Here is a 10,374-nt window from a genome sequence, read left to right on the forward strand (position 1 = left end):
ACCTATTTAGCTATCTAAACACGAATGACAACCCCCTCTCAATTATCAAGCGAACCGACTTGGAAAACTATTCTTCGCCTTCTGCGGTGGGACAAACCCGCAGGACGGCTCATTCTAATGATTCCCGCACTCTGGGCTGTGTTTCTGGCGGCGCGGGGATTGCCGCCGATCCCTCTCGTCTTGGTTATTATTTTCGGCAGTTTAGCCACCAGTGGGGCGGGATGCGTCATTAATGACCTCTGGGATCGCGATATCGATCCCCAAGTGAAAAGAACCCAAAAGCGTCCCCTTGCCTCTCGCACCCTTTCTGTCAAAACGGGAATCGTTGTCGGAATCGTCGCGTTAGGATGCGCGGCACTATTAGCACTGTACCTCAATTCTCTCAGCTTTTTACTCTGTTTGGCTGCCGTTCCTGTCATTATTGGCTATCCTCTCGCCAAGCGCGTTTTTCCCGTGCCTCAATTAGTCCTCGCCTTGGCTTGGGGCTTTGCCGTCCTCATTAGTTGGAGTGCGGTAACGGGAACTTTAGAAACCCCAGCGTTATTTTTGTGGGGGGCTGTTGTCTTGTGGACGCTAGGTTTTGATACGGTTTATGCCATGAGCGATCGCAAAGATGATGCCAAAATTGGGGTGAACTCTTCCGCCTTATTTTTCGGTCGTTTTGCCCCTTTCGCTGTCGGCTTATTCTTCCTCGGTACCGCAGCACTTTTAGCGGATATTGCCCTCCTCCTCAATTTACACACTGGATTTTGGCTGACTTGGTTGGTGGCAAGCGTCGGTTGGCTGTGGCAATATCTCCAACTGACTCGGGAGAATCTTCCCCAACCCGTTTATGGTTTGATTTTTCGGCAAAATGTCGTTTTCGGGTTTATTTTGCTGCTGGGTATGATAGTGAGTTTTTGAGCCGGCGATCGCAAAATCGCGATCGCAGCGTGTATACTGAAACCTCTCTATCGATCTCGGCTGATATTGACTCCTCACGTTTCTCAATCTCAACCCATCCCGTTCGATCGCTTGGCTGTTGATGCTGCGATCGCCTTAACCTTAAAGTTTGCTGGGGCAATTCTCCTCTATGCCGTGCAAATCTTCCTCGCCCGAGGTATGACAGAAGCCGATTACGGGCAGTACGAATACATTATGGCTTGGGTGATATTATTGACACTGCCCACGGCTTTAGGACTACCTCGCACCCTTCTGCGTCTGATTCCAGAGTATCGCGTACAAGGAGATTGGGGACGCTTGCAGGGAATTTGGTGGGGAAGTCGCTGGCTCATTTTTTGCGTCGGTTTCGCGATCGCGGCGATCGCCTCTATTCTCCTTTTAACGCTTCCTTTACCCCATGCCATCGGGTTCTGGTGCATTCCCCTACAAGCCTTACTCCAATTGCAATTTGAGTCGGCACGCGCATTGGATAGTGTCGTTTTAGCCTATCTCCCGACCCAAATTCTCCTCCCTCTCGGCATTGTTGTTGGAAGTGCTTGGTTATGGTATCAAACCGGAACTCTCAGCAGCACCTTCGCGATCGCGGCAACTTTTGTCACGACTTTCTTCATTTGTTGGGGTCAAAACTGGCTGCTACAACAGAAATTCCGCGAAGCGATCGCTTCCACACTGCCTATCACTAAATGCGAAAAGAGGACTCCCGCTAGACCCGACAGGGTTAGCGGTGAGATGACGAGCGCATTCCCTATGTGAATTCGATTCACCGGGGTCGCTCGTCTTTTCGCCAATAAACAATCCGACCGTAGGGAGTCTACTGCTCCCTCGAAAAGGAATACATCATTCCGGCTGATGCACCTTTTCCTAATTACAATCACCAAGCTAAGCAATTAACCAAAGCCAAGAAAATCAATCCCGTTCTTAAATCCGTTAATGCTCAAGTTCTACAACAAGTTTTAAGAACGTTAGACAGAGCGTTTATGGATATGAAGTCAAAGGGACTTGGGTTTCCGCGCTTTAAGAATCATTACCGGATGCGCTCGTTCGTCTATCCACAAATGTTAAAAGACTGCTGGCAAGAGAATCAAATTAAACTCCCTCAATTGGGATGGGTCAATTTCAGGAAGTCAAGGGAAATTCCCGAAGCATTTAAGGTTAAACAAGCAAGAATTGTTAGAAAAGCATCGGGTTATTTTATTACCTTGTCACTACAATTGGATGTTAATGTCCCACAACCTTTCCCTCACGGTCATCCAAGAGGATTAGATTTGGGATTTGACAAATTTATTGCGACCAGTGACGGTGAAGAAGTCAAAAGACCTCGATTTCTCAGAACCTTGCAATGCAAGATTAAATTACTGCAACGCAGGTTGAAAAAGAAACGGATTTGCGATAATGCGGGAATGATATTTGTGGAAGATATCAACTTTATTTCTTGGCAGAGGGGAATGCTTTCTAAACATTCAGCCGATGCTGGGTTTGGACAATTTGTAACAATCTGGGCTTGGGTTTGCTGGAAACGAGATGTTTATTTTGCCAAAGTGGATAAAAACGGGACATCTCAGGAATGTCCTGAATGCGGGGCGCATACAGGTAAAAAGACTCTAGAGGTTAGGGTTCATTCTTGTCCTGAATGCGGGTATATCACATCAAGAGATGTGGCAGCGGCTCGAGTTATTCGGAATCGTGGTTTGTCTGAGGTCGGGCTGACCTTGGACATTAAAGAGCGGTGCGACCCCGGCGAATCGAATTCGCCTAGGGAACGCGCACCAAGACAAAATGCTTGTGGAGACGGTCTAGCGGGGGTAAAGGTTACTTTGCCTAGCCAAGAGTCTGTGAAACAGGAACTCCCAATCGCGAGGTTGGGAATCTCCCGTCAAATCAAAGATTCTGACGGGAGAGGATGTCAATTATGCCTACCGAAATTGGCTAAAAATTTCCCTCCCTCTTCTCTTACAAAGTGCCTTTTTAATGGTGCTAGATCGCAGCGATATCATCGCGATCGGGGCAATTCTCGGAGTCAAAGAAGCAGGAATTTACAGCGCGGCAGTCAAAACGGCATTGTGGGTGACATTAATTGTACAAACCCTTGGTATTGTCGCCGCACCAACCTTCGCCACTCTCTACACCCAAGGGGATATTTCCGGATTGCAAGCCGCCGTAACGCGAGTAACTTTGTGGATGTTCTGGCCATCTGCGGGTTTAGCTCTGATTTTTTGGCTCTTCGCACCGCAGATTTTACAATGGTTTGGGGCAGAGTTCGCGATCGCCAATGGCGATTTAAAAGTGTTAGTTTTAGGTAGGCTGGCCAACGCCGCCTGTGGCTCTCTCTATATTTTAAGTGCCATGACCGGATTGCAGAATAAGACCGCCGTTATTTTTGGCGGAACCCTCTGCTTGAATATTGGCTTAAATGCCCTTATGATTCCCTACTGGGGAACTTTAGGGGCGGCATGGGCGACAACTTTTTCAACTTTCGTTTGGAATGGATGGCTGGGGGCAATTACCGCTCGAAATCTGGGAATTAAAGTCACGATTGTTGCCGCGCTTAATCAAGGACATGAGTAAAGTTATTATTGGGGTCATGGGTCCTGGGGAAACTGCTACACCAACAGATTGCGATCGCGCTTATGAATTGGGATGGCGAATTGCCCGAGAAGACTGGGTATTATTAACAGGAGGGCGAAATCAAGGGGTAATGCAAGCCGCCAGTTTGGGCGCAAAATCTGCCGATGGTTTAACGATCGGGATTTTACCCGGATGCGATCGCCAAGGTTTGTGTGAAGCTATAGATATCGCGATCGTGACAGATATGGGCAATGCTCGCAATAATATTAATATCCTCTCCAGCCACGCCATTATTGCGTGTGGGATGGGGTTGGGAACAGTTTCGGAAATCGCCCTTGCTCTGAAAAGTCGGAAACCAACGATTTTATTGAGCGAGAATCCAAAAAGTCGGGATTTTTTTACAGATTTAGCTGGCGATCGCCTTTTCCAATCCTTCTCTCCTGAAGAGGCAATCTTAAAAGTAGGAATTGCCCTCTCAAATTTTAAATGAGGCAAGGAATAGAGGAGAATTTGAGTGCGAGTTACATCGAGATTTTTGCTTAGAAACATTAGATTGATAGCCGAGAAAAATGGATAAAAATGAACGAGAAACTATTCTCGTTATTGACGATCGCACCCACAATTTAGAGCTTCTTTTTGATGTGTTCACTCAAGAAGGGTTTCAAGTCATGGTTGCTCGGAATGGAGAAAATGCCCTTGAAAAAGTGAAAGAATTTCCTCCAGATTTAATTATTTTAGATGTAATATTACCCGGAATTGATGGTTTTGAAACCTGTACTCGCCTCAAAGAAAATTCTGCTTATGCAGAAATTCCTATTGTCTTTATGACAGGATTAAATTCCGTTGAAGATAAAATCAAGGGATTTGAAGTGGGCGGTGTTGATTATATTACCAAACCATTCCAGTTAGATGAAATGGTGATTCGAGTAAAAGCGCATTTAAAAATCCAAAAGTTACAGAATCAATTAAGCGAACAAAATCAAATATTACAAGCAGAAATTCAGCAGCGTCAAACGATAGAAATAGCTTTACGCGAAACACAAAGTAACCTCGAATATAAAATTGAAAAACGCACCGCACAACTCAAAGCAACCAACGCCTTGTTAGAGCAAAAAATTATCGATCTCCAAGAAACAGAAGTCGTGCTGCAACAAGCATTACAAGCTGCAGAATCGGCTGCTCAAACAAAAAGTAACTTTCTGGCTCAAATGAGTCATGAATTGAGAACGCCTTTAAATGCTATTTTGGGATTTACACAATTGTTAGTTCGCGATCCTTCTTTAAATTCCGATCGACAACAAAAATTACAAATCATTCACGAAAATAGCGAAAATCTATTAGGTTTAATTAATAACATTTTATCAATTGCTCAACTTGATAATAGTCAAGTAATTTTGCGAGAAAACTGGTTCGATCTTCATTATTTCCTCACTACAATTATTAATTTATTTCGTCCTAAAGCCGCTCAAAAAGGATTAGTATTAGATCTTGACTTAAAAGAAGATATACCGCATTCGATTCAAACTGACGAACGCAAATTGCGGCAAGTGTTAATCAATCTGCTCGATAATGCGATCGCTTTTACTCGAGAAGGCTATGTTCGCTTAAAAGTTGCGGCGGTACTTGCTCAAAACCCAAATAATGAACATGAACAATCGTTGCTCTTATCTTTCGCTGTAGAAGATACAGGACTGGGGATATCATTAGAACAATTAGAGTATTTATTTGAGCCATTTACACCGACAAAAAATTCTCAGTATTCATCAACAGGAATAGGTTTGGGTTTATTTATTTGCCAAGAATTTGTTCATTTATTAGGCGGAGAAATCAAAGTTACGAGTAAGTTAAAAATAGGATCGGTGTTTTCTTTCGAGATTCCCGCCTATCTCAATACTCCCGAAGCGATTCACAGCGAAAAAGACAAAAAAACAAAATTAATATTTCCCCTCGAACCTATTCAGTATCGCTTATTAATAGCAGATGGGATGGTAGAAAATTGTCAAGCGCTCTTCAAAATGCTCAAACCTTTGGGATTTAATGTAGAAATTACTAGCGAAAGTGAAGAATGTTTAGAATTATGGCATTGTTGGCAACCTCATATTATTTTGCTCGATCTTCACCTTCCCAAGCTCGATGAAATCGGATTGCTCGAACAAATTGAAGCCGCGAAAATAAATCCTAAAACAATCGCGATCGCCTTGACTGCAAGCGCCTCTGATGAAGAATGGAAAGGCGCGATCGCAATAGGCTGCCAAGATTTTATTAGCAAGCCTTTTCGAGAAGAAGTGGTTTTAGAAAAATTGGCACATCATCTCAGTTTATTATCTCGCGATCGTGCCACAATCTCTCTAGAACCTTCAGAACTTTTATTAGAAGATTTAACCCGAGAAGAACTCACCATTATGCCCGTTCAATGGTTACATCAATTTAGCGACGCAACTCGCAAAATAAATGAATCGCAATTGCGAAAACTCCTCGAAGAAATTCCCGAAACAGAAAATCATTTATATCAGAAAATTGCTAATTTACTCGATGATTTTCGCTTTGATATTCTCAATCAATTAATTGATTAAATTATTGTTGTCGAGAAAATCAAGAAATGAAACAATGGATTCGCCAAGCATGGAAAGAACGAGGAGTGGAACATGATGACCGAAATGGTAGGATTTATATCAATATTTACGATATTTTTAAAGCCTTTTATCGCAACCAAGATATCTGGTGGGTTTCGTTTCTGTCGGTGGAATGCTCAACAATGCCGCATCTTTCCACCCTGCATGTCTTTGAACAACGTGCAGGAGATAAAATTTCCTTGCCTCCCGAAGCGATCGGGACAAAACGAGTTTTTCGGGTCGTTCCCGCGATCGCGAACAATTATGCCTTCTCCTATCGTTTGGACGAACTCGGTATTACTTACCTCGTCCAACCCGGTACGACGGTAGAAGAGGAAAAGGCTATTAACTTCGAGCCGATCCTCATGTTTGATAGGAAAGGGGATTATGTGGAAATTCCCAATTTTTCCAATCCGACTGCAGCCATGACGATTTCTTGTTGGGCGAAGAGTAAAACCTCCATTTGGAATGAGTATAGATTTTTGGCCAGCAAACGCAATGCTTTTGTCCTTCATCTCAATGCCAATGCCAAATCGATCCATTTTTTTTGCTATCTTTGTTTGAGTACAATAACACTATGCTTCTCAAAGTTAAATACCCATGACTGCGACCACAATCAACTGGAATAAAATTATTGCTGAATTGGACGGACTGGAGATCGTGACTGATGCCAGTCAAATTGCCAAGCTATCTCTTGATTATTATCATTTCAGTCCCATTCTTCAAGCTCAATTATCCGAAAAATGTGCCGATTTAGTCGTTCGTGCTGCCAATGAAACAGACGTTCTTAAAGTAGTACGAGTTTGCGTTAAAAATAAAATTTTCCTGACAGTTAGAGGTGCAGGGACGGGGAATTATGGACAATGTGTTCCTCTTGAAGGTGGCATCGTTCTCGATTTAACACCAATGAACAAAATTCGTTGGCTAAAACCCGGTTTAGCTAGTGTTGAACCGGGAGTAAAAATGGCAGCATTTGATAAGAAAGCTAGAGAAATCGGTTGGGAATTGCGGATGTATCCTTCCACTTATCGCACGGCAACTATTGGCGGTTTTATAGGAGGTGGAAGCGTTGGTGCCGGTTCAATTAATTACGGACAATTGCGCGATCGTGGCAATCTCCATGCGGTTCGTATCATCACGATGGAGGATGAACCGAGGGTATTAGAATTGCGAGGAGATGCGGTACAACAGGTAAATCATGCTTACGGAACGAATGGAATTATTATTGAGTTAGAAATCCCTCTCGCACCGGCTTATCCTTGGGCTGAATTGATTGTTACCTTTGCTGATTTTATCGAGGCAGCAAAATTCGGGCAGGCGATCGCAGCTTCTGATGGGTTGGTCAAGAAGTGGGTTGCTGTTTTTGCGAATCCTATTCCCGCGTATTTTACCGCGCTCAAAGATTATATTCCCGCAGGAAAATCCTGTGTGTTTCTGATGGTCGCAGAATCTTCTCTCGAACCGTTTTACGATTTAGTCGAGGAATGGGAAGGGGAAATCACTTACCAGAAAACAGCAAACGAAGCGAAAAAAGGAATGAGTTTGGTGGAATTTGGCTGGAATCATACCACTTTGCACGCTCGCAGTATTGACCCTAATTTAACCTATTTACAAACCTTTTATTGGGATTTAGAACGAGTCGAGCAAATGTATCGTTATTTTGGCGATGAAGTGATGATTCATTTGGAGTTTCTACGAGCAGGAGGAAAAGCGATTCCTGCGGGCTTACAATTGGTTCGCTATTCAACAGAAGAACGACTCAATGAAATTATTAAATACCACGAGGATAATGGGGCTGGAATTGCCAATCCTCACACTTATATTTTAGAGGATGGCGGACGAAAAGTCGTCGATCCGGTACAATTGTCATTTAAAGAACGAGTCGATCCTTATGGATTATTAAACCCGGGAAAAATGCGGGCTTGGTTGGAGAGAGAACAATAATTGTTGTTTGATTGAATCGGCAATGAGACATCTATGGTATTCTGGGGTGCAACAATTGCATCCATAACAAAATCCTATTCAAATGTCTCAATCTCTGCTTCGTGTCCCTCGGGGACGATTATTCATTACGGGTGTTTCGGCTTTTCTCCCACAACCGGAAAGATTAAAATTTTCCTTAATTATTCCTACCTATCAAGAAAGCAAAAATATCAAAACAATTATTGAAAAACTCACTCATTTATTGGATAAAGAAATCCCCGATCGCTATGAGTTAATTATTGTTGATGATAATAGTCCGGATGGCACTTGGGAAGTGGCTTTAAATGTGGCTAAATCCTATCCTCAACTCAAAGTTATGCGTCGCGATCGCGAAAAAGGACTCTCAACCGCAGTCATTCGCGGCTGGCAAGTGGCTCGGGGGGAAATTTTGGGAGCGATCGATGCAGACTTACAACACCCGCCAGAAACCTTGTTAGAACTGTATGCGCGAATGGAAAGCGGAGCCGATCTCGCCGTGGCCAGTCGTCACGTTGAAGGGGGTGGTGTAAGTGAGTGGAGCTTGGTGCGTCGTTTTCTCTCTCGGGGCGCTCAACTCTTAGGGTTAATGATTTTACCTCGGGTGGTGGGTCGCGTTTCCGATCCCTTAAGCGGTTATTTTCTCGTCCGTCGCGATGCTATTCAAGGCAAAGAAATGAAACCGACAGGCTATAAAATTTTGTTAGAAATTCTCGGCCGCGGCAAATTTGAGAAAATTGCAGAAGTGGGTTATATCTTCCAAGAACGTAGTGAAGGAGAAAGTAAGGTTACGATCGTGCAATACCTCCAATACCTCGAGCATTTATTGCGGTTAAGATTCCCGCGTGTGTCATTAACGCGATCGCTGCGATACGGACAAATTCTCCTTAAGAGCCTACAACGACAGCGTTGGCGCAGCTTCTCCCGAGGAGAATCGCGATCGCAAGGACAGAAGCAGCAAGTTCTACCTTTATCAAACTCGCGTTAAGATACGAATATTTGCCAAAATCTGAGAAGTTTGGATGCTCGAACGTCAAACCAGTGGTTCTATTTCTTGTCCCTCTTGTCACAAGATGGTATCAGTCGATGCTAAAACCTGCCCTCACTGCGATCGACGCAATCCCAGTATATGGGGTTATAAGCGGAGTTTGCAGCAATTGGGGGATGATTTTGGGGTTATTCCCGTAGTTATGGGAGGTTGTCTTCTCTTCTATCTCATTACCCTCGCTCTTAACCCCGCCGGAATTCGTTGGGGAGGAATCGGAGTCAATGCCCTGTTTGGCTTTTTAGCTCCAAGTAGTGATAGCTTATTTATTTGCGGTTCGACGGGAGCAAAACCCGTTTTTGAGGCCGGTCGTTGGTGGACGGTATTAAGTGGAGGATGGCTTCATGTCAGTTTTTTTCATCTTGCTTTTAACTTAGCTGTATTTCGCTATCTGGCTCTCCAAATTGCTCAATTTTGTGGGGCGAGTCGCTTGGTCATTTTTTACACAATTTCGATTATAACTGGGGCTATTTTTACGTCTTCTGTTGGGCATTATTTCGACAATCTTCCAGCTTTATTACAAGGTGCGCCGGTTGCTGTAGGAGCATCGGGGGGAGTATTTGGGTTATTGGGTTCATTAGTCGCTTATGGACAAATGCAAGGAGATTCCGAGATCGTTAAAAGTAATTTTCAGTTTTTTGTCGTGGGTTTTGTCGGAGGTTTGCTTCTTGGAGCCGATAATTGGGGACATTTTGGCGGCTTTCTCGGCGGTTATTTGGTGACGAGATTGCCTTGGTTTAATCCTCAAAAACGAGAGAGTCACGGTCATTTACTGATTGCGATCGCTTTACTTGTCGCTTCTTTCCTCAGTGTGATTATTTCGATGATTCACGCTTATCTTTTTATCGGCGGTTTCTGAAATTGACAAATTTCAGGATAAAACTTTTACCCAAGTGAGCATTACTAGGTAGAAAATTCATAATTTACCAAGGTAAAGAGGGACTAGAAGAATGAGGATGTTGTTCTGGTTTTTCATATCCGGGAAGCCAAATTCGCAACCTATCCCAGATATGTCGTAAAGTTGCCTGAATTTCAACAATATCATCGAGTTGTTCCTTTTCATAAATAAGATCAATTTGTTTGGCTGCATTTTCACATCTTGTCTTAATTTTTTCTAAAACTATTTGAATATTTTCTGAAGAACCTGAGCTAGTAAAATTATCTCTAATGAAGTTAAAAATATCTATAAAAATGTCCTTAAGGGGTGACAAGAGAGCTATAAAATAGACTGTATAAGGGATAAAGCCTTCA

9 protein-coding genes and 2 pseudogenes are annotated in these 10,374 nt (G+C 43.4%); 10 read left to right on the forward strand and 1 reads right to left on the reverse strand.

Annotation, left to right across the window (positions count from 1 at the left end):
• Positions 1–24: 24 nt before the first annotated feature.
• The 10 genes and pseudogenes from AC6RV6_RS17795 to AC6RV6_RS17840 all read left to right on the forward strand — a co-directional run bounded on the left by AC6RV6_RS17795 (position 25) and on the right by AC6RV6_RS17840 (position 9,982).
• Complete coding sequence (locus AC6RV6_RS17795; protein ID WP_500242215.1) at positions 25–903, forward strand: 4-hydroxybenzoate solanesyltransferase; 879 nt, start codon at positions 25–27, stop codon at positions 901–903.
• A gap of 66 nt (positions 904–969) precedes the next feature.
• Positions 970–1,695, forward strand: a complete 726-nt coding sequence (locus AC6RV6_RS17800; RefSeq protein ID WP_500242216.1) for a lipopolysaccharide biosynthesis protein — start codon at positions 970–972, stop codon at positions 1,693–1,695.
• Between the two features lie 62 nt (positions 1,696–1,757).
• Positions 1,758–2,645, forward strand: a pseudogene (locus AC6RV6_RS17805) (RNA-guided endonuclease InsQ/TnpB family protein); the annotation flags it as partial.
• A gap of 184 nt (positions 2,646–2,829) precedes the next feature.
• A complete protein-coding gene (locus tag AC6RV6_RS17810) occupies positions 2,830–3,507 on the forward strand; it encodes a lipopolysaccharide biosynthesis protein (protein WP_500242228.1) in 678 nt (225 codons plus the stop codon).
• Positions 3,500–3,997: an SLOG cluster 4 domain-containing protein gene (locus AC6RV6_RS17815; RefSeq protein ID WP_500242217.1), complete on the forward strand. Its 498-nt coding sequence runs from the start codon at positions 3,500–3,502 to the stop codon at positions 3,995–3,997. The genes AC6RV6_RS17810 and AC6RV6_RS17815 overlap by 8 nt, the downstream gene beginning before the upstream one ends.
• Positions 3,998–4,076: 79 nt before the next feature.
• On the forward strand, positions 4,077–6,080 hold the full coding sequence (locus AC6RV6_RS17820; RefSeq protein WP_500242218.1) for a response regulator: 2,004 nt from the start codon (positions 4,077–4,079) through the stop codon (positions 6,078–6,080).
• 26 nt (positions 6,081–6,106) lie between these two features.
• A complete protein-coding gene (locus AC6RV6_RS17825; RefSeq protein ID WP_500242219.1) occupies positions 6,107–6,748 on the forward strand; it encodes a LamG-like jellyroll fold domain-containing protein in 642 nt (213 codons plus the stop codon).
• The gene (locus AC6RV6_RS17830) at positions 6,720–8,063 is read left to right on the forward strand and encodes an FAD-binding oxidoreductase (RefSeq protein WP_500242220.1); all 1,344 of its coding nucleotides are present in this window, start codon (positions 6,720–6,722) and stop codon (positions 8,061–8,063) included. Before AC6RV6_RS17825 ends, AC6RV6_RS17830 begins: the two co-directional genes overlap by 29 nt.
• Before the next feature lie 82 nt (positions 8,064–8,145).
• Positions 8,146–8,961: pseudogene (locus AC6RV6_RS17835) on the forward strand (polyprenol monophosphomannose synthase); the annotation flags it as partial.
• 139 nt (positions 8,962–9,100) lie between these two features.
• The gene (locus tag AC6RV6_RS17840; RefSeq protein WP_500242221.1) at positions 9,101–9,982 is read left to right on the forward strand and encodes a rhomboid family intramembrane serine protease; all 882 of its coding nucleotides are present in this window, start codon (positions 9,101–9,103) and stop codon (positions 9,980–9,982) included.
• Between the two features lie 64 nt (positions 9,983–10,046).
• On the opposite strand, the gene AC6RV6_RS17845 is transcribed toward AC6RV6_RS17840, so the two are convergent.
• Positions 10,047–10,374: hypothetical protein (locus AC6RV6_RS17845; protein WP_500242222.1), on the reverse strand; the 328-nt coding region annotated here is incomplete at its 5' end.

The sequence above is a fragment of the Spirulina sp. LEGE 11439 genome, assembly GCF_059821285.1.

Bases quoted from the DNA above. Each gene is read 5' to 3' on its own strand.
- AC6RV6_RS17820 (WP_500242218.1), top strand. From the start codon at position 4,077: ATGGATAAAAATGAACGAGAAACTATTCTCGTTATTGACGATCGCACC.
- AC6RV6_RS17840 (WP_500242221.1), top strand. From the start codon at position 9,101: ATGCTCGAACGTCAAACCAGTGGTTCTATTTCTTGTCCCTCTTGTCAC.
- AC6RV6_RS17815 (WP_500242217.1), top strand. From the start codon at position 3,500: ATGAGTAAAGTTATTATTGGGGTCATGGGTCCTGGGGAAACTGCTACA.
- AC6RV6_RS17795 (WP_500242215.1), top strand. From the start codon at position 25: ATGACAACCCCCTCTCAATTATCAAGCGAACCGACTTGGAAAACTATT.
- AC6RV6_RS17825 (WP_500242219.1), top strand. From the start codon at position 6,107: ATGAAACAATGGATTCGCCAAGCATGGAAAGAACGAGGAGTGGAACAT.
- AC6RV6_RS17830 (WP_500242220.1), top strand. From the start codon at position 6,720: ATGACTGCGACCACAATCAACTGGAATAAAATTATTGCTGAATTGGAC.